Source organism: Paenibacillus arenilitoris (assembly GCF_014705655.1).
GTDB classification, from domain to species: domain Bacteria; phylum Bacillota; class Bacilli; order Paenibacillales; family Paenibacillaceae; genus Pristimantibacillus; species Pristimantibacillus arenilitoris.
In genome coordinates this window covers 70623-92437 of the sequence record NZ_JACXIY010000011.1, presented here as the reverse complement: position 1 = coordinate 92437, position 21815 = coordinate 70623, and the positions used below count along the sequence as shown (strand labels likewise).

Here is a 21815-nt window from a genome sequence, read left to right as displayed (position 1 = left end):
AAGCGCTTACAATGGATACAACAACGCAAAGGAGATGCGGTATGGTTCAGGTGCTGACTGGAGATCGTTTTTTTAAACCTGATTTCCCCATTTTTCTCAATCGGGAGACCGAGTCGTTCAAGGTCAAATATCATACGCATGACTTTATTGAAATCTGTCTGGTAGAAGAAGGGCGGGGCTTTCAATTTATTGGGGATCAGACCATTCCTGTTCAAAAAGGAGATTTGTTTTTGCTGCCGATCGGGACCTCTCACGTCTTCCGGCCATCGTCCCCGCAATCGGCCGAACCTCTGGTTATTTGCAATTGTATTTTTCAGCTCGAAGCGATTCGGGATGTGAAGGACTGGATTCCATCACAATCTGAGCTTTACCGGGTTCTCTACTCACCACAGGAACTGAAGCAGGGCTGGTACTATTATCAGGACAAGCATAACCGTCTTTCCCAGATGTTTCAGATGGCGTATCTGGAGTTTCACCAGCAATTCTCCGAGCACCGTACGATGCTCAAAACGATTCTTCTGCAAATATTGATTCTACTGCACCGCATGCAATCCGAGGTAACCAATGCGGGCAAGCTTCCAACCACGAACCGCTACCGCGAGAAGGTGGAGGATATGATCCAATTCATCCATCATCATGCGCATGAGCAGCTCACCCTAAAGGACATGGCGAGCTCCAGCTCGATCAGTGTCAATCATTTGCAGCAGCTGTTCAAGCAGGCCACCGGGCAAACCTTTAACCGTTATGTGCAGCATGTCCGCATTCAGAGAAGCTGCGTCATGCTGGAGACGACAGACCTGCCCGTCAACGAAATTGTTGGACGTATTGGCTATACCGATTTGAAATTTTTCCATGCCTTGTTCCGCAAGCTGACAGGGTGTACCCCTCTGCAGTATCGAACCAAGGCTCTTAAAATCGGCGAATAAATCAGCCTCCCGCTAGCCGATGCGCCTATCCCGTCGCGCCAAAATAAACCGAGCGGAACCCGGGTCAAAGCCCGTGTACCGCTCGGCTTGCATTTGCGCTTTTGCGCGCCTATTCGACTATCCCTTAACCGCGCCGCCAACGATGCCCTTCACGATCTGCTTCTGCATCAGGAGGAAGAAGACGAAGATCGGAATAAGCGTGATGACGGTCATCGTCATGAACATCGGCCAGTTGACCGAGAACTCGCCCTTCGCCTTATAAATTTCGAGCACCAGCGTCGTGTTGCGGTTGGAGCCGAGGAACAGCATCGGGGCGAGGAAGTCGTTCCATATCCACATCGTTTGAAAAATAATGCTGGTGACGGTGATCGGCTTCAGCAGCGGAAATATAATCCGCCAAAAAATGCCCCATACCGAGCAGCCGTCGATGATCGCCGCCTCGGACAGCTCCTTCGGAATCGTCTTCATATAACCGAGCATCAGGAAGAAGACGAATACCGCGCCCCCCGCATACAACGCAATGAGCCCGTACAGCCGGTCGACCAGGTTCAAATCGGTCATCAGCTGGAACAGCGGAATGAGCGTCGTCTGGAAAGGGATCATGAAGCCCATGAGCAGGTACAGCATGACCAGCCGGTTCATGCGCCCCGGATTGAACACGACCGGGTAAGCCGCCATCGCGCCGATCATCACCATCAGCAGGACGCTGCAGACCGTGATGACCAGACTGTTGCCGAAGCTCCGGACGATGGGCGTTTCCTCGAATACGTTGCCGTAGTTGGAGAAATCCCAAGTGTTCGGCAGGCTCATCGGCCGCGACGACGTTTCCTGCGCGCTCTTGAACGTGTTGACGATCACCAGATAGAACGGGAAGAACGTCAGCAGGCCGACCGGCAGCAGCAGCAGATCGAGCAACCAGTTCCTTCTCGTACCGCCCGTCATTGGATCCGCTCCTCCCTCTTCTGCATCAAGGTAACCTGGAAATACGCGATGGCCAGCACGATCAGGAAAAAGACGATCGAGATCGCGGAAGCGAGCCCGTATTGCGTCTCCGTAATGCCGCGCAGCACGATGACCTGCGTAATCGTGTGCGTTTCGAAGCCCGGTCCGCCCTTCGTCAAGGCGAACGGCACCTCGAACACCTTCAGTCCGCCCGTAAGGAGCAGCATGACGCTAACCGTCATGGCGGGAGCGAGCAGCGGCAGCGTAATGTAGCGGATCAGCTGCGGCCGGTTCGCCCCGTCGATCGACGCGGCCTCGTAATAATCTTTGGGGATCGCCTGCAGGAACGCCAGGTACAGCACGGCGTGCCAGCCGGCGGAGGCCCATGTCGCCACGACGATCGTCGACAGCTTGGCAAGCAGCGGATCGGACAGCCAAGGCTGCGGGCCGACGCCGAACAGCTCCCGAAGCACCGTATTCAGCACGCCGGAGGACACGGGCGAGAGAATGAATCCCCAGATGAACGCAAGCAGCAGGCCGCTCGGTATGGACGGGAAGAAGAAGATCGCCCGGTGAATGTTTTTGGTCAAAAAATTCTGATCCAGAATAAGCGCGAGCGGAATCGCCAGCACCGTAATGATCAGCGTGCTAAGCAGCGCGAACAGCAACGTGAAGGAGATGCCGGACACGATCGCGTCGTCGGCGAACAGTTTCATGTAATTTTTGAGTCCGGTGAAGTTGTAGTCCTTATTGTAGCCGTTGAAGTCCGTAAAGCTCAGAACGAAAGAACGCAAGAGCGGATAGATCGTGAACAGCGTGTACACCAGCAGGATCGGAAGCAGAAATACTTGGTATTGAAGCTGCTTGAGAGCCTTCGTCATTTATTTGTTTTCCATTTCTTCGAATTTTTTGTCGATGGCCGCGGCGGCTTCCTCCGGCGTTATTTTGCCGACCGCCATATCCTGCGTCGAGATGACGAACTGATTGCGCAGCGCCTCCTGATGCCTTGGCCACGCGACCATCGGAAGATAGACCTTGCCTGCCATAAGCCCTTCGTCGAACGCGGTCTGCAGCGCGGGATGAACCTTCGCCTCGAAGTTGCTCGCGGTGATCAAAGCCCCGGTGCCTTCATAGAACAGCTGAAGCCCTTCCTCGGTGCTTAAGTACTCGATGAACTGCAGCGCTTCCTCCTGATGCCGGCTCGCGCTGTTCACCGCGAAGCCGACGCCCGGCGCGCCTACGTAGTAGTTCTCGCCGGGATTCGGACCGGGCACCGTCATCATGCCGAAGTTCAACCCCTCGGTAGCTTCCAGCTTGGAGATGTTCCACGGGCCGCCGAAAAACATCGCGACGTTGCCGAGCGTAAATTCGCTTTCGATCTGGTCGCCCGTCAGGCCGATCATATCCGGGGTAAGAATGCCGCCGTCGATCAAATCCTTCTTCCACAGCTTGAATACTTCCGTCCAGCCGTCCGAGAACGTCTTCTCCCCGGCGAAAATTTTATCGTCGAACGACGGATCGGAGGCAAGCGTCATGTTGCCGTAAAGCACGGAATGCATGGACGTTAAATCCTGCATATTGTCGTATAACGGCGTGATTCCGGCCTCCTTCAGCTTAAGGCACATCGCGACGAATTCGTCCCACGTCTCCGGCAGCTTCTCGATTCCCGCCTTGGCGAACAGGTCTTTGTTGTAGTACCAACCGCCGACCCAGCCGGTCTGCGTAAACGCATACGTTTTGCCGTTTTTGCTCAGCATCGGCTTGTTGCTCTCGATCATCGTGTCCATGAACGGCTGATCCGTCAGGTCGAGCGCATGGCCCCCGTCGATGATTTCGTTCCGGTTCTCGGCCGCGATGATGAAGATGTCCGTCGCCGACTCCGACAACAGCATCGTTTGAAGCTTGGCGATATAGTCCTTGACCGGCGGCGCCGACTGAAAATCGATCGTAATATGCGGGTACTTCTTCTTGAAACCGTCCAGCACCGGCTTCATCTCGGTTTCGTTGTTCCAGGACAAGAGGCTGATCTTCACGTTCTGCTCCGCTTGCCCGTCCCCTCCGTTTCCTTGCTCGCTTCCGCCTGCATTGCTGCATGCGGCGAGAAGCAAAGCGATCAGCAGCATGCAGGTCAGCAAATAAGCACGTTTCTTCATCGTTATGAAATCCCCCTTCATCCTAATTGTAAGCACTTACAAATCCATGATAGCTGGTTTGCATGGAAGCCGGAATTCATATCGTTGCGCGTTCGTTTGTATATCGTTGCGTACGGGAAGCCGCGCTAACGCTTATTCGCTTGCCGGTATTGCCTCGGCGATTGGTCGAGCAGCTTCTTGAAGGTGCGGCTGAAATGGCTCTCGTCGACGAAGCCGGTCGCCTCGGCGATGGCGCTGTTCTTCATGTCCGTCCGGACGAGCATTTCGGCGGCTTTGCCGACTCTCACCTGCATGACGTACGCCCAATAATTAATGGCGAGCTCCTGCTTGAACAACCGGCTAAGCTGGAATTTATCGATAGCGAACAAGGCGGCGATCCGCCGGAGCGACAGGTCCTGATCATAGTGGCGGTCGACGAATCGCTGGATCCGGCGGACCGTATCGCCCGCAAGCCGCGCCTCGCGGGGCGGATCGGCGAAGCCGCTCAGCAGCTCTTGCAGAAACCGCTCCAGAGCGTCCGCCGTTTTGCGGCCTTTTAGATCGCCGAGCGTAATCCCTTCCCAATCCGCCGCGTCGCCCTTGATACCGTTCAACGCCTGGCCGGCCGCGTAAATGCAGCGGAGAACGAGCGCGTACGCCTTCTCGGGATGAAGGCGCTGCCTGCGAAGATGCTCGAACAGCTCCGCCTCGACCCCGGTCACGGACTCGGCTTGTAAGCCGTAGGCCAGCTTCTCCGCAATGGCGCGTTCGTATTTGTGCAGCTCCATGCTTCTTAAGTCCGCGGCAAAATAATGCGGCTCGTACAAATTGACGGCCTCCCCCGAATAGAACCGCTGCAGGCTCGCTTCCTCGCTTTGCCGGCACAGCTCCGGCAGCCGTTCCGGTTCCCGCGCGGCGGCGCTTAGGCCGATCGACGCGTCGGCACCCGGCATGGCGGCGCTCCATCGTTCGGCAAGAAGCCGGCACAGCTCGAGAAGCCGCTCGTCCGTCATCTCTGCCGTCGTTCCGAGCAGGATGGCATACTTGCGGGAGCTGACCGGATGCACCGCCGCGACGAGCGACGCGTCCAGCCCGCCGAGCTCCCGGCCGAACGACTGAACGGGCGGCAGCTCGCCTTCCGCACTTAGCACCGCGTATTGCCGAATCCGCAGCGACCGGAACGACCGGCCGACCGCCGCCGCCGCATCCTCGGACGCGGACAACGACCGGACGGCATTGCCGAGCTCGCTTGCAAGCAGCGCTTGTCCCTCCTCCCGGATGCTTGCGATCAGCTCCCGCAGCGTACGCGTAAGCAGCGCCACGTCTACCGGCTTGAGCAAATAACGGGTTACGTTCAAATGCATCGCTTCGCGGGCAAATTCAAACTCGTCATGGGCGCTCAGGATGACCGTCCTCGGCTTGCCAAGCGGCCGGTCCAGCTCCTTCAGCAGGTCAAGACCGCTCTTGAAGGGCATCTGGATATCGAGTATAAGCAAATCCGGCATCATCTCCCCGATCCGCAGCAGCGTTTCCTTGCCGTCGTACGCATGAATGACCTCCGTTATGCCCAAGGAGCGCCAGTCCATCATTTTAGCCAAAAACGTATGCAGCGACGCTTGGTCGTCGGCAATGAGCAGCTTCATTCGCTTTCCCCCTCTTCGTTCTCGCCGCCCGGTATGGCCGGAAGCAGCACGTAAACGGTCGTATGGATGCGCTCGGCGCTTCGAATCCGAAGACCGTAGTCGTTCCCGAACTTCAGCTTGATCCGGTGGTTGACGTTGAACAGCCCGATCTTGGCCGGCTTGCCGCCGAGCGGATCGATATTGCGCCTCAGCCCGCGCAGGCTGTCGCGGTCCATCCCTTTGCCCGTATCCCGGATGACGACGAGCAGGCCTCGCTTCGCGAGATGAACGCTCAGCCGGATCGAGCCTTCGCGGCGGATGTCGCCGAAGCCGTGGCGGATCGAATTTTCGGCCAGCGGCTGAAGAATCAGCTTCGGAATGCGGTAGCGCAGCAGCGCCGGATCGTCGGCGCGGACCGATACGTCGATCCGGTCGTCGTAAATTTTGTTCATGATATATAAATAGTTCTTCGCATGGTCAAGCTCCGTCGCCAGCTCCACCATCTCCTCGGTTTGCTTCATCGAGTAGCGGAACAGGCCGCTCAAGGAGAGGACGATCGAATTGGACGATTCGATGTTGCCGCATACGATCTCCGTCTGCAGCAGCTGCAGCGTGTTGAACAGGAAATGCGGATTGATTTGCGCTTGAAGCGCTTTCAACTCTTCCTCCTTCAAGGCGATTCGCGTCAAGTAGTTTTGCTGGATGAGCAGCTCGATCCGGTCCATCAGCTCCTTGAACTTCGTGCCGATCCGATTGAGCTCCAGGTACCGGTAATCGCGGTTTTTGAGATAGAGCGTATCGTCTCCCCCCATCGCGTCGAGCGTCAGAAGCAGCCTGTTGAACGGTCTGGAAATCCGGATCGTGATGATCGCGCTAATCAACGTATTTAACAGGATGCAGAGCGATAGAATGCGGACCAGATTGGATTTGAGCGGAATGGCTTGATCGGCGATTTCCTTCATCGTCACGGTGGAGACCATCGTGAGCCCCTTGATGACGGTCGGCTGATAAATGACCAGATGCTCCTTGCCGCCGATCGCTTCGGTAAAGTTGCCCGCGGCCTCCGCTTCAAGCTTGTCGAGTCCCCGAAGAGGAAGCACCTGCCCGATCCGCTCCACGTCCTGATGCACGATAATTTTCCGGTTCTCGTCAATCAGGAAAATTCTCCCCCGGTTATGGTACGTGCTCCGCTCGAACATCCCGTTCAGCTTGCCGAGATCGAGATTGGCGATGACGGAGCCGACGATGTCGCCCTGAAAGCCGTGCACCTTGACGGCAACGGACAAGGTCGGGCGCTTGTAACGGGACAGGTCGTCTTCCAGGTAATAATTTTGCGTATGCACGCCGAGGCTCGCGAAGCTGCTCTCCGTATTGCCCTCGAACGATGCCCGAACCCAAGGCTGCTCCCTGAAATCGTAGTCCCACAAGAGAGAATTGCGGCCGTTCAAATTGTTCACGTACCCGTTCTTGCCGAGCATGAGGACGTCGCTGATGAGCGACTGGAACGTGTAGATGCCCTTCGTAATTTCCGCGATGTTGCGCTCGTGCTGAATGACGTTCGCCATCTCCATCTTGCCGGTCTCGCGCATGAGCGAGGCGACGGAGTAATTGCCGGCGAGCAGAATGAGCGACCGCTTCGTCTCCTCGAGGTTGAAGCCGAGGCCGAGGGCGGCTTGCTCCATCACCTTGTTGCTCGATTGGATGACTTCCTCGGTAATCATCCGCGTGGAATCCCGAATCGACAGCATCCCGAACGCGAGGAGCAGGAACAGGTTCACCAATAAATAAGAAAACAAGATCGTCCGGTAAATCGTTCGCTTAAAAATGAAATGCCGGAAAAAACGAATGAGCTTCAGGCGGCAGCCCTCCTCGCAGATTAATGAATTTGTTACTCGATTGCATTATACCAAAACGATTGATGCCGGCAGGAGTGCCGGATAGAGGAAAAAAAGCCCCGAATCCGACCGGATTCAAGGCTCTCTGCTATTGGGAATTCCGCTGCCTGGTAAGGAGCAGCATGAGGAAGGAAATGACGACGATGGCGGCCGTCCATGCCCAGGCCATCGCCGTGTTCCCCGCGTCGACCGCGACGTAAATCGCGGTCGGGATCGTCTGCGTCCGGCCGGGGATGTTGCCCGCGATCATCAAGGTCGCCCCGAACTCGCCGAGTCCCCGGGCAAAGCCGAGGATATAGGCGGAGACGAGAGAGCGGGCGGTCAGCGGCAGCGTAATATGCCGGAACACCTGCCATTCGCTCGCGCCGGTCGAGCGGGCGGCGTCCTCCAGGTCCCGGTCGACGGAAGCGAAGGCGGTCTTCATCGTCTGGTATACGAGCGGGAAGGCCACGACGACCGCCGCGATTACCGCCGCCCACCAGGAGAAGATGATCGGCGCGTCGAACAGCCATTCGATAAACCGCCCGGCGGGGCTTCTGCGGCCCAGCGCGACGAGAAGCACGAAGCCGACCACGGTTGGCGGCAGAACGAGCGGCAGCATGAATGCCGTTTCGACGATCAGCCTTCCTTTGAACGGCTTCCGCGTCATGAACCACGCGACGGCCGTGCCGATGACGATGACGACGAAGCTGGCCAATAACGCAATTTGCAGCGACAGCCGGATCGGCGTCCAGAACGAGTCAAAGTCGAATGCAAGCATGCCGATCAATCGACGGCCGGGGTAAATCCGTATTTCACGAACACGTCATGCGCCGGCTCGGTCTGCAAATACGCGTAAAATCGTTCGGCCTCTTCGGGGTGTTTTGTCGCCTTCACGATGCCGGCCGGATATTCGATCGGCGTATAGGCCGCCGGATCGACCGGGTAGGCAACCTTCACCTTGTCCGACGTCATGGCGTCCGTCTTGTACACGAACCCGACGTCGACGTTGCCGGTTTCCACGTATTGAAGCACCTGCCTGACGTCCTTCGCCTGGACGAGCTTCGGCCGCAGCGTCTCCCAAAGCGCCGCCCCCTCAAGCGCTTCCTTCGCGTAGCTTCCCGCGGGCACGCTCTCCGGAATGCCGATCGCGACTTTCTTCACTTCTTCGTTCGTTAGATCCTCCATGCCCGCAACCGCCGCGTTCCCGCTCGCGGAGACGACCGCGACCAGCTCGTTCGCGAGCAGCGTCTTCTGCCCTTCCGCGTCGATGAATCCGCCGTCCACGAGCGCCTTCATGTTTTTGACCGCCGCGGACAGGAACAAGTCCGCCGGCGCTCCTTCCTCGATCTGCTGCTGCAGCGCGCCGGAGGCGCCGAAGTTGAACGTCAAGCCGACGTTCGGATTGGCCGCCTCGTATGCGGTCTTGATCTCCTCCAGCGCGTCCGTCATGCTCGCCGCCGCGGATACGGTCAACTCCACGTGCTCTGCCGGCTGTTCGCTCGGCGCCGAAGCTTGCGCGCCGGCGCCTGCATTCGCGCCGGCACTCGTGTTCGCTTTCGGCTCCGCGCCGCCTCCGCAGCCAGCGACGGCCAGCAACGCAATGAGGACGCAAATCAGGATCGCATTATTTTTAACGAATTTAAACATAAGTTCCCCTCCAACTCTCTATCTAAGTATAAATGAATCTATGCATGAAACAACCTCGTTAACGCATCGATCGAAACGCTTGTCCCGCTGCCGGGATTCGGTTGTGTTATAATTAGCTTCAAAACAATCGGTTCAAGCATCTGCCTAGGAGGATTCTGCCTTGTCCAGCGACATCTCTTACACGACGGAAGAAATCGCGAAGCTGCTGAAAATATCCAAGCTTACCGTCTACGATCTGATCAAAAAAGGCGAGCTCCCCTCTTACCGGGTCGGCAAGCAAATGCGGGTCGACGCCTCCGACCTGGAAGCGTACAAGCAGCGGGCCAAAACGGCGGCTGCCCCGGAGCCCCGCGCGGAAGCCGTGCAGCCGCCGCGTTCCTATCCCGCATCCTCCCCTTCCGCCGGCCGCCCGATCGTCATTACCGGGCATGACATCGGCCTCGATATTTTGGCCAAGCATATGGAGAGCCATGTGCCGGGCGTGCGGCCGCTGCGCTCCTTCGTCGGCAGCCTGGACAGCCTCATCTCCATGTACCGCGGGGAATCGGACATCGTGAGCACGCATCTGCTCGACGGCGACAGCGGCGAGTACAACCTCCCGTATATTCGGGCGCTGCTGGTCGGATCGTCTTACGTCGTCGTTAATCTGTTAACGAGAAATGCCGGCTTTTATGTCAGAAAGGGCAATCCGTTCAAGCTCGAGCAGTGGTCCGACTTAAGCCTTCAAGGCTTGCGCCTCGTGAACCGGGAGAAGGGCTCCGGCGCGCGCGTCCTGCTCGACGAGCAGCTCCGCCTGCACGGGATCAGGCCCGAGCGGCTGAACGGGTACGACCATATCCAAACGAACCATCTCGGCGTGGCGACCAAGGTCGCATCCGGCGAAGCCGACGTAGGCGTCGGTATCGAGAAGGCCGCCTCGATCGTCGGACAGATCGACTTCGTGCCGCTGATTCGGGAGCGATACGACCTTGTCATGCTGAAAACGCCGGACAACGAAGCCTGGATCCGTTCCGTGCTTCACATTTTGCGATCCGACGCATTCAAGCGGGAGCTTCAGGCGATTTCCGGCTACGACCTGACCCGGACGGGCGAAATTTTGTTCGAGACGTGAGCGAGTATGCATTTCAATCTAATTATATTTAGTTATAATTAGATATAACTGTTTATAAGTAATATATATCGAATTGGATTGGAATTCAATACAAAAGGTGATCTTTTGTTACATTTTGTGACATGATTGCCGGATCCCATAAAGACAGAAAAAAACCTCTTCGGTTTCGAAGAGGTTTTTTCGTGCAGGCTTACTTGAAAAGATACCTTCATAATCGAAGCCAAATTCCAAATAACCAACGAAGCGGACCCTCTTATTCAGAGAAGTCCGCTTCATAAACGATGCACTGCTATTAAGTAACTCTAAGATATCGCTGAACAACTTAAGTTTTCCTATGCGGAGGTCTATCAAAGGATTTGAGAGAATGTCAGTTCCCCTATCCAATTACCATGAAAATTCATCCTCTGTAGTGCAACGCTGATTATTGCGCTGCATGAATGGCCAACGGGCAGGCAGAATAGTTCCAATATGTGGTATATTTGATTTAATGACATTCTTTAAGCGGAGGTGCTTATGAATCCTGCTTTTGACACCTATATCCAATCGCTGTCCGGTCGGGACGTGACCATCATCGGCGCAGGCGTCAGCAACTCGCCGTTGATCCGCATGCTTTGCTCAGCAGGGGCGCGCGTCACCGTTCGCGACCGCAATCCGGCCCTACCCTGGGAGGAGTGGGAGGATTTAGGCGTCTTTGAAGAGCGCGGGCGTCACTTTGTAGAACTAGTCGAGACGCTGCGTCGGTCGGAGGTAAAGGATTGAAAAAGACTTTCTGACTATCGATTGTAACGTACGCGTCCGATCGGCTTTTAGAAACGAACAAGCCGGCGAAGGTACGGGACCTTTGCCGGCTTGTCGATCAGAGCTTCTTCAAATGATCCAACAGTTGATCTGGCTCAGGCCGCTGCATGAAATCCGGATTCACGTGAGCCGATCGAATCACGCCGCTCTCATCGATCATGAACGTGGAAGGAATAGGCAGGATCCAGCGGTCCGTTGCGTTATACTCGGCCAGATTTAGGCCGAACCGGTTCTCCATGATTCGTTGGATGTAGGCCGGCACGTCGTACAATATGCGATAAAACGCAGCCACGAGACCGTTCGTGTCGCTCAGCACTTGAAAGGAAAGCTCATCCTTCTCCTTCTGCGACAGCGTATTGTCGGGACTTTGGGGACTTACCGCGATCAGCTGGCCGCCAAGCGCCCGAATTTCCGGCAATATGTTCTGATAGGCGCGCAGCTGCATACTGAGAACGGGCACCATCCGCCTCGATAAAACGTTAAAACGACAGGCCCCTTGAACAGTTCTTCATATAAGTTGACCGATTCTCCGGCGGCGTTAGCGAGGGTAAAGTCCTTCGCCTTCTGCCCCTCCTGCAAGCCGAAGCCCAGGCCTGATTGCTGCTGCTCCCGAATCAATCGGAACATCTCGGCATGCACCTCAACCGGCGTATTGGCTACGAACTGCTTCTTCGCTTCGTCAAGCTCGACATTTAATAACATAAATGATTACACCTCTCCTCCAGTATGTACGACGCGATAAGGCACGGTTAATAAACTCAGTCGTTTTTTGGATCAAACAATCCAATTTATAATAAAATACTAATTCAACATTTTTGGAATGTCAACTCCAAAAAAAATTCGATCGATCGCGATCGCCGCGGTAAGAGCTGACGTTATGGAACAAACAGAAAAAGGGCTATCCAGATCCTTCTGGATAACCCTTTTGACAATACCTCCTTGCCGCCTTCGCTTCACGTCCATTCCGCCGTCTCATGACTGGGCGAACGAGCCGATATGCGCGAGCATGGCGTCCAATACCACTTCGAGCGGGCTTGTTTCCCTATGAACCTGGGTCAGCAGAAGACCGCCCTGCAGAGCGGTCAACAGCGCCAACGCCAGACGCTCCGGTTCCGCGTCTCCTCTCAGCTGCCCTCGCTCATGCATCGCGATAAGGCCGCCGCGAATAGCCAGCTCCCACTTCATGAAGCCCGACGCGAGCTCGGCGCGGGCTACCGGCTCCGAATCCGCCAACTCGCTCGCCAGCGAGCCGATTGGGCAGCCTCCCCGACATTGCCGCTCAACCTGAAGCGAAACGATCGCGTCGCGCCACGACCACAGCGCATCAATGCTGTCCAGATGGCTCAGCAGAGGCTCTTGCGCGCTCAGGACTTGTGCGGTCTGAAACAGGATGACCGCATGCACGAGCTCTCGTTTTTCCTGAAAGTAATGGTACAGCTGGGAGGCGCTTACCTTCGCCTCGCGCTGCACGTCCTCCACGGTCGTACCGGCAACGCCGCGCTCGAACATCAGCTTGGCTGCCGCGGCGACGATTCGGGCGCGCGTTTCTTTTCCCTTTTTGGTTAACCGTTGTTCTTGTTTTGGGCCATCGTTTTTCGTTTCCATAGCCGCAGTATATCAAAAATGGAATTTATAATCCATAATAGCGACGACAATCCGTCCGGCTATACGGCGATACGGATGCCGCGAAGTAAGCGCGCCTTCGTTCAAGGCTGCTTCTTGACGGTCTTGATCGTCGTCGGCCGCCAATTGACCAGCTTCACGAGCTGCTCCTGCATATAGGCGGGCGAATGCTTAAAGCCGCTTTCGATCCAGTGAAAAACGAGCCCGAGCAGCGCGTTGATCGAATAGGCCGACTGCAGCTCGCGATCGATGCCGTTATCCTGGTATTCGAATTCGTCCATCGAAATTTTCTTTAACGCGACGAACATTTTTTCCCTTACGCTCGGCAGGACGTCGCTCTCGAACAGCATCTTATAAAGGGACGCATGCCGGTAAATATGATCGAAAAGCATGACGGAACGGGCGTGCAGCTCGTCGATGCGGAACACTTCCGTTTTCTCGTACGGGGCGCGGAACGAGCGGAGCAAATCCCCGATGAGGTCGGAGAGAATCTCGTCCAGCAGCGCTTCCTTCGTTTCGTAATGCGTGTAGAAGGTGCCCCGGTTGTAATTGGCGAGCTCGACGATTTCGGTGATGGAGATCGAAGTGAAGCTTTTGCGCCCCATCAGCTCCAACAGCGCTTGCCGAAGCGCCGATTTGCTCCGTACGATCCGGCGGTCCGTTTTTTTGCCCGGTTCGGCCATGGCGATCCATTCCTTTTTTTTAGAAGATATTGAACAAATACTAGCGAGCTGTTCGTTATCTGACAAATCGGCGATATTTACGGATTGTCAGCCCTTTCCCCTCTTTATTATACTCTAAACAAACAGCTGTTAGTAATCATACATGTGTTGAATAGTTAACCGCACAAAAGGCCAAGTCGTCCGAAGGAGCATACTAACCAATAATGGAGGATTCGCACATGAGACTATCCGGAAAAGTAGCCGTCGTCACTGGCGCGGCGTCGGGCATGGGTAAAGCGATCGCGGAGCTGTTCGCGGCCGAAGGGGCCAAAGTGGTCGTATCCGATCTTCGCGAGGAAACGGCGCAAGCGGTCGTCGCGGGGATTGAGGAGAAAGGCGGGGCCGCCATTGCGGTCGCGGCCAACGTGGCAAACGAAGAGGACGTGCAGCGATTAATCGATACGGCCGTAGAGCGATACGGCACGCTGGATATTTTGGTGAACAACGCGGGCATCATGGACAACTTCGTTCCCGCGGCGGATTTGACCAACGAGCTATGGGAACGGGTCTTCGCGGTCAACGCAACCGGCCCGATGCGGACCACGAGAAAGGCGCTGCCGATCTTCACCGAGAAGAAGAGCGGCGTTATCGTCAACATCGCGTCGGCCGGCGGCCTGAACGGCTCGCGGGCGGGCGCCGCCTATACGGCTTCCAAGCATGCCGTCGTCGGCTTCACCAAGAACGTCGGGTTCCAGTACGCGAACCTCGGCATCCGCTGCAACGCGATCGCGCCCGGCGGCGTGAGCACCAATATTTCCACCTCCATTAATGCGCCTAACCCGTTCGGCATGGAGCGGGCGATGGCCGGCATGGGCATCAATCCGCGAGCGGGCGAGCCGGAGGAAATCGCCAAAGTCGCTCTCTTCCTGGCGTCGGATGACGCAAGCTTCGTGAACGGCGCCGTCGTGACGGCCGATGCGGGCTGGACGGCTTATTAAATAGGGAAAGGCCGGCGAGCTGAATCAGCTTGCCGGCCTATTTTTTGCTTCGCCTATCTACCGATCATCCGACTAGCCGACTCCCGTCTCGCTACCCGACTATCGCACCGGGATTGCGTAACCGGTTGGTGCTCGTGCTCAAGAAGCGCCGCAACGGTCCGTCTGCTAGCTAGTGCGCCCGAGCTCAAACACGACCGGCGCATCCCCCTTCTTCATACGCACTTCGTAATAAGCATCGCCAAGCGCGGAAGGCCGGACCGCTTCGCCGCCAACGGCTGATGCCCGCGCCGCCCAATCGGGCAGCTTCACGGTCACGTCGGTATCCCGGTCCGCCGTCAGCTCGGCGCGGAACCGGCAGGCTTCCCTATCCCATTCCAACGACAACGTGCCCGTATGGAACCGCCAGCCGGCCAGCCGTCCCTTCTTCCAGCGCGACGGCAGCGCCGGCAGCAGCTTGACGAGGCCCGGCGACGCTTGAAGCAGCTGTTCCTGAACGGCGTTCACCCAGCCCATGTTCGCGTCCAGCTGGACCGGCGCGGCAAGCATGTTCATGGAGACGCCCATGCCCCGCCAGTCGTTGTGCAGCGTGAACAGATTCGGCAGCAGTGAAGAGCGGGACAGAATGTCCAGGCATTCCAGCGAACGGTCGCCGTCGCCGAGCCTGGCGTAGACCGCGGCCATATGGGCGAGCGACCAGCCGCTCTGCGCGCAGATCTCGCGCCTCCGCACGGCGGTCTCGAACGCGGTGAACAGCGCCGGATCGCTCTCTCGCGTCACCTCCTGGCCGGGAAAGACCGGATACAGATGCGACAGGTGACGGTGCGCGTAGCGGTCGTCGAAATCCGGGTGCAGCCATTCGCGCACGGCGCCGTCCGCGTTCGTCTCGTAGGCCGGCAAGCGCTCCAGCATCTCTGCCCACTTGCCCTCCTCCCGCGAATCGCCGCCGGTTTCCCGGCTCGCTTCGATCAGATGCCGAAGCAGCTCCTTCAGAATCGCGACGTCCATCGTTGCGTTAATCGCCGTCGGCATCGGATGGGCGAGCGGCTTGCCGTCCGCCGGCATATAGTTCAGCGGCGTGTTCTCGGGCGAGACGGACGGGTACATTTTGTACCGTCCCTCCTCGTTCAATACGAGAAAATCGTCATAGAACCGCAGCGCCTCCCGCATGAACGGGATCGCGGTCTCCCGCAGAAACCGCTTGTCGCCGGTATAGCGGTAATGCTCGACATAGTGCCGGGCCAGCCAGCCGGCCGCCCCGGTCCAGTTCAGAATGACCGGCACGATCTGGTTCGGCACGCCGATGCCGGGCGTCGAGCCCGCCGGGATATAGATGCCCCGGCAGCCGTACAGCTTCCGGGCATTGTCGCGGAAATCGTCCATCAAGCCGCCGTAGTAACGGAACAAAGACGGTACCAGCTCGCCCAGCCCGCCGGCATGGGCATGCCAGTACATCATCTGGACGTTCTCGTTGGCCATGTTATGGCTCCAGACGAGCCGGTAATCGCCGCCCCACAGCCCGTACAGGCCGAACGGCTCGGCCTGCTCCGCCGCCGAGGTGCCGCTGATGAACAAGTAGCGGCCGTACGCCCACATTTTGCGAACGAGCGCGGCCGGCGCTTCTCCCTCGTAGGCGTCCAGCAGCAGCCGCTCGTTCGAGCGGCTATCCGCATCGCCGTCCAGCGACAGCGAGGCGGAGCGGTACAGCGGCCGGTGCAGCGCGATATGCCGCTCGAGCAAGCCGTCGTAAGAAGCGCCCTCGTCAAGGGCAAGGGCGGACAGCTCTCCCTTCAGCCTCGGCCAATCGCTGCGGCGCTCCCCGAAGACGAACAGCTTCGCCAACGCGAGCACGCGGGAAGCCCCTTCGAAGCGAAGCACCCCATCGGCCGCCTCCACGCTTCCGCCTTCCGGCACGACCCGCATGACCGCGCCGTACTCCGTCCCGTCGTCGTTCGTCGCGGCGAACCAGCACCAGCCCGCGCCTCCCGCAACGTCCGCGCCCGATTCCGCCGTGCGCTCCAGCGCTTTGAACTCCGGCGTATCCGCCCACCGGTCGCTCGGGTGCAGCGCAAGGCCGATCTCGCCTGAAACGGCAGCCTCGCCGCCCGCGTCGATCTCGTAGACGATCGCGTCGTCCGCCCGCGAGACGAACAGCCGGCGCCGGTACCTGCGGTCGCCGTCCGTCCAGCCGACCGCCACCTCGCCGCTGTCCATCGCAAGCGTCCGGCCGTACGCCCGGAACGCGCCGCCGCACGGCATCGCAAGCCGGATCGCGGCCAGCGGGAAGCGAGAAGCCAGCTTCGTCCCGTAGCCGCGCTCCTTCAGCGCGTTCGCCAGCAGCCAGCTCGCTTCGGCGTATCGCCGCTCGTCCATCAAGCGGCGGGTTTCCGCCAGCGTGCCGCCGACGTCCGGCAGCTCGTCCCGATGCCCCCAGTGCCACAGCTTCGCGTGGTTCAGCAGCACCGTCTCTTCCTGCACGCCGCCGAATACGGAAGCGCCGGCAACGCCGTTGCCTGCAGGGAGCGCCTCGCGCCACATGTTCCGCCACCAGGAGGCGGGATAGCTCATGACGAGCGTATCCCTGTCCGGCGCGTTATCGAATTCCGCCACGTCGCTTACGCCTCCTCTCCGATCAGACCCCGGACTCGCGCAGCCGCTCCAGCTCGACGCTCGCCAGCAGCAGCGGGGCGACGCCCATGAGCGAATCGCTCACGACCGCCTCGCTCATGTAATATTCGTAGGAGCCATCGCGGTATTTGCGCCCGCCGAGTCCCGCCCCGTGGCAAATGCCGTGCAGATGCACGCCCTTATCATCCTCCGTGACGAACCGGCTCCGGATGCCGTCGTACGCCCGCTCCACCGCTTGCCGGTCGATCTCCGCCAAATAGCCGAGCCGGATTCCTTTGGCAAGCGCGTAAGTCAGCATGCAGGAGCCCGACGCTTCCAAGTAATTGCCCTCGCGCCCGTTGCAGTCCATGAGCTGATACCAAACGCCGCTCTCCTGGTCCTGAACGCGCAGCACCGCGTTCGCCATCCGCTCGAAAATGCCCATCAGCTGCCCGCGCTTCGGATGCCGTACGGGAAAATGCTCGAGCGAGTCGGCCAGCGCCATCGCGTACCAGCCCATCGCCCGGCCCCATACATAACGGGATCGGCCCGTGACGCCGTCGCACCAGCGCTGCTCGCGGCTCTCGTCCCAAGCGTGATGCAGCAGCCCGGTCTGCGGATTGCGCGTGCGCTTCTCGACGAGCAGCAGCTGCTGCGCCGCTTCGTCGAACCATTCGCTCTCACCGAACGTGGCCGCGAATTCGGCCATGAACGGGGAAGACATGTACAGGCCGTCCAGCCACATTTGGAACGGGTAGATTTTTTTATGCCAATATCCGCCCTCGTCGGTCCGCGGCTGGCCGGCCAGCTGATCCGTCAGGAGCCGCGCGGCCTTCTCGTATTTCGCCTCGCCGGTTTCCCGCCACAGCCGCAGCAGGTTTTTGCCCTTGTTGATATGATCGAGATTATAATCCTCCAGCCGGTACCCCTCGATCGAGCCGTCCTCCCGGATGAAGACGTCCATTTGGCGCTTGACGAACGCCTGGTAGCCGGAATCCCCGGCCCAGTCGCCCGTCCGGGTAATCGCTAGCAGCGCCATGCCGGCCACGTAGCCCCATTTGTTCGCGATGTTCGGATGGTAGCCGTCCTTGCTAAGCGACAGGATCGTATCCGCGATTTTGACGGACAGCCTCGATTCGTTAACGGTTTTCGTCGCGGTATCCATATTCCGTATCCTCCTTGTTCATGGCGTAAATAGCGGCAGCGAGGCGAAGTCCTCCGGCATGTCGACCAAATAAAGGTTGCCGTAGCCGTTCTTGTCGCTCGTGAACAGCAGCCGCTTGCCTTCCGCGTCGAAGCGCGGGTGGGCGTGCACCTTCTGCGAATGGAAGCTGCAGCGCAGCTCGCACAGCGTGCGCGGCCCGTCGTAGGCGCCGCCGGTTTTGCGCCATACGCTTAAGGACTTCACCGCGCCCTTGCCGTCGACGACGGCCTGCCCCAGACCGTCGGCATAGCCGTGCCACGTGTCGAAGCCGAACTCCGTCTCCTCCATGCCCGAATTGTCGTAACCGATGCTGCCGAAAAAATTCGTCCCGTCCGCGCGGAAGCCGTGGTAGCCGACCGTCGTCCCGTCCGGGTAAAAAAATTCGTGCCCGACCTTCTCGCCTTCCTCGAGCCGCTCGCGGATTTTCCACGCCTTGCCCGTGCGCAGGTCGAGCCCCCAGATCCGGTGGTCGACGAGATGCCACGGCCCTTCGTGGCAAAACGTCATCAGCCACGGCACCTTCGGCGACGTATTAATGTGGGTGATGAAGCGGTTTTCTTCGTACACCTTCTCCGCTCCGCCCTTCCTGGCGTCGATGCGGACGATCATGCTGTGCGGGGCGGCTTCCATCAGCTCCCGGTGCCCGACGTAGCCGTTGCCGAGGTCGAGCCGGATCCGGTGCGACAGATCCTCCTGCACGCAGGTCATGACATGCAGGCCGTCCGCCGTCGCGCTCGCGTTGCCCAGATGATAGCCTTCCGGCGCCTCGTAGACCGGCTTCTCCTCGAGCGTGAGCAGATCGAGCCGGATCAGCCGCCGCTCCAGCCGGACGAACGCCGCGCTGCCGTCCGGCAGCAGGCAGGCGTCCAGCTTGTCGTTATCCGGATAATCCGTCAGCTGGGTCATGGCGCCGCTTTCGACGTGCAAGCTGAACAAATTCGCGCTGTCCGCTCTGTCGGAGATGAACAGCAGCCGCTGCCCGCCGTCATACCAACCGTTTTCCGTAAAATATAAATGATGGCTGTGCGCCTTGTAATCCGTCAGCTGCGTCACTTCAACCCCCGTCAGCCGGTCGACGGCCGTCTTGCGCTCCGAGGGCCATACCTTTCCTTTGGCAGACATGCTCCCGCCTCCTATTAGAATGTTGCCGAAATAGAGTACCTATGGGACGATTGCTGGGGCTGCGCTCTAACGGACACCAGAGCCGTTATCGTCCCGAATTGAGGCCGTTGCAAAATCTAACGGACAGGAAAGGCCTTATCGGGCCGATTTTTGCCGTTTTTCCTTTAATTGATCGGAAATAACGGCCCTCACGTCCGTTAGATTTCGTTACCCGCCGCTTTCTTTGAAATAACGTCTCTCCTGTCCGTTACGTAGAGGCAAAATCGCCCCGCCGGCGCCAAAGGCCGGGGTTCACGGCTTGTTCCTGCACGCAGCCCCGCCAGCCGGTCGCCATCAATGCCGCCGCCGGCAAGCCGCCGTTGCCGGGCACAGCAACCGGCTCGCCCCACCGGCGAGGCGAGTCGCGCGTCGCTGGCCATGCGCCGCTCCACCCAGCCGTACACTTGCTACAGCCAGGGCTTCAGCCCTTCCCACTTCACCGTCCAGCTTCCGTCCTGCGGAAAGCCGGGATTGTCGGCTTCCCCTTGCCCGCCGCCCCGCCAGCCGGCCGCCATCATGGCGACCGCCGCCAGCAGACCGCCGTTGCCCGGCAAATACGCCGACAAGCCGGGGCGCTGGTAGTTGTGCCCGTTGGTCAAATACGTGTTCTTCGCCGCGTCGAGCAGCAGGAAATCGATGGCCAGATCAGGCTCGCCGAGCCTCGCCGCCGTCATCGCGCACATCGGGAAATCCCAGCCCCACGCGGACTCCCACATCCATACGTCCTTCACCTTCAGCAGCGTATCCAGCATGACCCGGCGATCGATGAGCGAGCCCGGCAGGACGCCGAGCGCGGCCACCATCGACGGATGGTCGCGGTTCTTCTCCCCGAACGTCTCCGGGCACAGCTCGTGCGCCAGATAGACGCCGTCCTTCTGCGGAGGCGCGGCCATGGCGCCGGCGACCTCCGCCCAGCGCGGATCGGGCCGCAGCTCCAGCCGCTCCGCCCAGCGCACGGCGGTTTCCAGCCCCTGCTTCCAGTATTCCAGCTCGTAAGGCGGATTCTTGCTGCCGTTCATCGGATGGCATTCCTGCGCCGGAATGAGCGGCGGCCCGAGATCGTAGGCGCGCGTCTCCTCGTTCCAATGCGCGAACGAAACCATGAATTCGGCCGACTCGAACACGATGTCGCGGAACCGCGCCAGCGTCTCCGCCGTCGGATCGGCCAGGTAGCACAGCTCGGCCAGCGCGACAGGATGCGGCTGCTGCCAGATGAGGCCGTTGGCGACCGGCGACGGACAAGGCTTGCCGTCGAAGCCGACCATCTTCGGCCAGCGCGCCCCTTCGTAGCCTTGGGACCTCGCCAATTCGCGGGCGACCGGCAAAATGCGCGTATACCAGTCCATGCTTTTCAGCAGGTAGCTCTCCCGCCCCCACAGCGGAAAATGGGCCGCATGCCACCAATGCATCTCCAGATGGGACTTGCCGAACCAGCTGTTGTACATAAGCCCCGTCTCCTGCGGCGGCAGCGAGCCCCCGCTGTGCAGCGCGCACAGAAACTGCGACAGTACGACGCGGCGTTCCAGCTCGTGCGCCCTCGGATCGGCGCTGCCGGCAAAATCGATCGCCGCGCCTTCCAGCCAGAACGCCTCCCAGTGGCGGGCGCTCGCCGCGATTATGTCGTCCACCTCCGCAGCTTGCGGCGATGCGGGCGCGAACCCGACGGCGCATTCGAGCGTCCCGCCGCCAAGGTCCGGCGTCAGCGTGAACTCGTGCGCGCCGGTCCGCGCGAGCGCTCCCGCGTTCCAGGTCCACAGAACCGCGTACCGGTCCTCGTCCATGCTTCTCGCGATTAACGCGCTCCGGTCGCCGGGCGCCGCCAGCTCCGTCTTGTGCCGGTCGTCGCTGCCGAGATCCGGGAATACCGACTTCGCCCATGCGGCATGGGTCATGTCGGGCGCCGGGAAGCGGATAAATGCCTGCAGCCGGCCCTGCCCGATCAGCGGCGATTCCGCGCGGAAGCCGATCGTATCGCAGGACGGGTGGCACGCCGTCGTCACCTTGACCGGCACGCCCCGCACCGCGAATTCGCTCGTCAGGACGCCCGTCCACAAATCCATCGTCTGGCGGATGTCCGTCATGTCGTCCGCCCGCGCCTCTTCGCCGTCTTCGGTCAGGAACCGGAAGGATACGCGGCCAAGCTGCAGCCGGTGCGGATTTTGCCGGAGCCAGTTATAGGCCTCGGACCTGTCGCCCGGCTTCATCGGATACAGAACCGTGCGGCCGTACGTATCGAACGGCTGATAGGCGGCGTCCTGCGCGGCGAACCGTCCGGGCCCGCCCGTATAATGCCAGCCCCAGTTGGACTGCGTGCCGAGCGGCACCTCGTAGCGTTCGGGGAAGCTCTGCAGGCCGGTCACGTCGGCGCTGAAGGCGAACTCCCCGTTGCCCACCGTGAAGGGGGATAGCGTATCCCATTTGTTCAGCTCGGGCTGATGGCGTTCCACAATGCGTCGTCTGTCCATAGTTCCTCCTTATGCCCGGAACCCGGAGGACGCCCGGGGCGTC

At 59.4% G+C, this 21815-nt stretch carries 17 protein-coding genes and 1 pseudogene; 4 read left to right on the top strand and 14 right to left on the bottom strand.

Annotated features, from left to right (window positions below; genetic code table 11):
* Positions 1-41: 41 nt before the first annotated feature.
* Entirely contained in the window at positions 42-926 is an 885-nt protein-coding gene (locus IDH41_RS09185) for an AraC family transcriptional regulator (RefSeq protein WP_190860294.1), read from the top strand.
* Positions 927-1043: 117 nt separating this feature from the next.
* Here IDH41_RS09185 and IDH41_RS09180 read toward each other — a convergent pair whose 3' ends face one another.
* The 7 genes from IDH41_RS09180 to modA form a co-directional block, all read right to left on the bottom strand.
* Entirely contained in the window at positions 1044-1868 is an 825-nt protein-coding gene (locus IDH41_RS09180) for a carbohydrate ABC transporter permease (RefSeq protein ID WP_190860292.1), read from the bottom strand.
* Entirely contained in the window at positions 1865-2749 is an 885-nt protein-coding gene (locus IDH41_RS09175) for a carbohydrate ABC transporter permease (protein ID WP_190860290.1), read from the bottom strand. The genes IDH41_RS09180 and IDH41_RS09175 overlap by 4 nt, the downstream gene beginning before the upstream one ends.
* A complete protein-coding gene (locus IDH41_RS09170) occupies positions 2750-4021 on the bottom strand; it encodes an ABC transporter substrate-binding protein (RefSeq protein ID WP_190860289.1) in 1272 nt (423 codons plus the stop codon).
* A gap of 125 nt (positions 4022-4146) precedes the next feature.
* The gene (locus IDH41_RS09165; protein WP_190860287.1) at positions 4147-5643 is read right to left on the bottom strand and encodes a helix-turn-helix domain-containing protein; all 1497 of its coding nucleotides are present in this window, start codon (positions 5641-5643) and stop codon (positions 4147-4149) included.
* Complete coding sequence (locus tag IDH41_RS09160; RefSeq protein WP_223829584.1) at positions 5640-7418, bottom strand: cache domain-containing sensor histidine kinase; 1779 nt, start codon at positions 7416-7418, stop codon at positions 5640-5642. The genes IDH41_RS09165 and IDH41_RS09160 overlap by 4 nt, the downstream gene beginning before the upstream one ends.
* Before the next feature lie 187 nt (positions 7419-7605).
* On the bottom strand, positions 7606-8277 hold the full coding sequence (modB, locus tag IDH41_RS09155) for a molybdate ABC transporter permease subunit (protein WP_190860286.1): 672 nt from the start codon (positions 8275-8277) through the stop codon (positions 7606-7608).
* Between the two features lie 5 nt (positions 8278-8282).
* Positions 8283-9146 carry a molybdate ABC transporter substrate-binding protein gene (gene modA, locus IDH41_RS09150; RefSeq protein ID WP_190860285.1) on the bottom strand — a complete coding sequence of 288 codons (864 nt, stop codon included), beginning with the start codon at positions 9144-9146 and terminating at the stop codon, positions 8283-8285.
* Between the two features lie 160 nt (positions 9147-9306).
* On the opposite strand from modA, the gene IDH41_RS09145 reads away from it, so the two are divergent.
* On the top strand, positions 9307-10257 hold the full coding sequence (locus IDH41_RS09145) for a helix-turn-helix transcriptional regulator (protein WP_190860284.1): 951 nt from the start codon (positions 9307-9309) through the stop codon (positions 10255-10257).
* 513 nt (positions 10258-10770) lie between these two features.
* Entirely contained in the window at positions 10771-11016 is a 246-nt protein-coding gene (locus IDH41_RS09140) for a hypothetical protein (protein ID WP_223829583.1), read from the top strand.
* Positions 11017-11113: 97 nt separating this feature from the next.
* On the opposite strand, the pseudogene IDH41_RS09135 reads toward IDH41_RS09140, so the two are convergent.
* The 3 genes and pseudogenes from IDH41_RS09135 to IDH41_RS09125 all read right to left on the bottom strand — a co-directional run bounded on the left by IDH41_RS09135 (position 11114) and on the right by IDH41_RS09125 (position 13361).
* A pseudogene (locus IDH41_RS09135) lies at positions 11114-11682 on the bottom strand (peroxiredoxin-like family protein).
* A gap of 345 nt (positions 11683-12027) precedes the next feature.
* Positions 12028-12660, bottom strand: a complete 633-nt coding sequence (locus IDH41_RS09130; protein ID WP_190860283.1) for a TetR/AcrR family transcriptional regulator — start codon at positions 12658-12660, stop codon at positions 12028-12030.
* A gap of 101 nt (positions 12661-12761) precedes the next feature.
* Positions 12762-13361, bottom strand: coding sequence for a TetR/AcrR family transcriptional regulator (locus tag IDH41_RS09125; protein WP_190860281.1), 600 nt, complete (start codon positions 13359-13361; stop codon positions 12762-12764).
* Positions 13362-13579: 218 nt separating this feature from the next.
* On the opposite strand from IDH41_RS09125, the gene IDH41_RS09120 reads away from it, so the two are divergent.
* Positions 13580-14338 (top strand): SDR family oxidoreductase, encoded by a 759-nt coding sequence (locus IDH41_RS09120; protein ID WP_190860280.1) that lies wholly within the window; start codon positions 13580-13582, stop codon positions 14336-14338.
* Between the two features lie 165 nt (positions 14339-14503).
* On the opposite strand, the gene IDH41_RS09115 is transcribed toward IDH41_RS09120, so the two are convergent.
* The 4 genes from IDH41_RS09115 to IDH41_RS09100 form a co-directional block, all read right to left on the bottom strand.
* Positions 14504-16945, bottom strand: coding sequence for a glycosyl hydrolase family 95 catalytic domain-containing protein (locus IDH41_RS09115; RefSeq protein WP_317890713.1), 2442 nt, complete (start codon positions 16943-16945; stop codon positions 14504-14506).
* 22 nt (positions 16946-16967) lie between these two features.
* Positions 16968-18107 carry a glycoside hydrolase family 88/105 protein gene (locus IDH41_RS09110; protein WP_190860278.1) on the bottom strand — a complete coding sequence of 380 codons (1140 nt, stop codon included), beginning with the start codon at positions 18105-18107 and terminating at the stop codon, positions 16968-16970.
* An 18-nt stretch (positions 18108-18125) separates the two neighbouring features.
* Positions 18126-19268 carry an oligogalacturonate lyase family protein gene (locus IDH41_RS09105; protein ID WP_190860277.1) on the bottom strand — a complete coding sequence of 381 codons (1143 nt, stop codon included), beginning with the start codon at positions 19266-19268 and terminating at the stop codon, positions 18126-18128.
* A gap of 446 nt (positions 19269-19714) precedes the next feature.
* On the bottom strand, positions 19715-21772 hold the full coding sequence (locus IDH41_RS09100; protein WP_190860275.1) for a glycoside hydrolase family 65: 2058 nt from the start codon (positions 21770-21772) through the stop codon (positions 19715-19717).
* Positions 21773-21815: the final 43 nt, after the last annotated feature.

Bases quoted from the DNA above. Each gene is read 5' to 3' on its own strand.
- IDH41_RS09185 (WP_190860294.1), top strand. From the start codon at position 42: ATGGTTCAGGTGCTGACTGGAGATCGTTTTTTTAAACCTGATTTCCCC.
- IDH41_RS09180 (WP_190860292.1), bottom strand. From the start codon at position 1,868: ATGACGGGCGGTACGAGAAGGAACTGGTTGCTCGATCTGCTGCTGCTG.
- IDH41_RS09175 (WP_190860290.1), bottom strand. From the start codon at position 2,749: ATGACGAAGGCTCTCAAGCAGCTTCAATACCAAGTATTTCTGCTTCCG.
- IDH41_RS09170 (WP_190860289.1), bottom strand. From the start codon at position 4,021: ATGAAGAAACGTGCTTATTTGCTGACCTGCATGCTGCTGATCGCTTTG.
- IDH41_RS09165 (WP_190860287.1), bottom strand. From the start codon at position 5,643: ATGAAGCTGCTCATTGCCGACGACCAAGCGTCGCTGCATACGTTTTTG.
- modB (WP_190860286.1), bottom strand. From the start codon at position 8,277: ATGCTTGCATTCGACTTTGACTCGTTCTGGACGCCGATCCGGCTGTCG.
- modA (WP_190860285.1), bottom strand. From the start codon at position 9,146: ATGTTTAAATTCGTTAAAAATAATGCGATCCTGATTTGCGTCCTCATT.
- IDH41_RS09140 (WP_223829583.1), top strand. From the start codon at position 10,771: ATGAATCCTGCTTTTGACACCTATATCCAATCGCTGTCCGGTCGGGAC.
- IDH41_RS09130 (WP_190860283.1), bottom strand. From the start codon at position 12,660: ATGGAAACGAAAAACGATGGCCCAAAACAAGAACAACGGTTAACCAAA.
- IDH41_RS09125 (WP_190860281.1), bottom strand. From the start codon at position 13,361: ATGGCCGAACCGGGCAAAAAAACGGACCGCCGGATCGTACGGAGCAAA.
- IDH41_RS09120 (WP_190860280.1), top strand. From the start codon at position 13,580: ATGAGACTATCCGGAAAAGTAGCCGTCGTCACTGGCGCGGCGTCGGGC.
- IDH41_RS09110 (WP_190860278.1), bottom strand. From the start codon at position 18,107: ATGGATACCGCGACGAAAACCGTTAACGAATCGAGGCTGTCCGTCAAA.
- IDH41_RS09105 (WP_190860277.1), bottom strand. From the start codon at position 19,268: ATGTCTGCCAAAGGAAAGGTATGGCCCTCGGAGCGCAAGACGGCCGTC.
- IDH41_RS09100 (WP_190860275.1), bottom strand. From the start codon at position 21,772: ATGGACAGACGACGCATTGTGGAACGCCATCAGCCCGAGCTGAACAAA.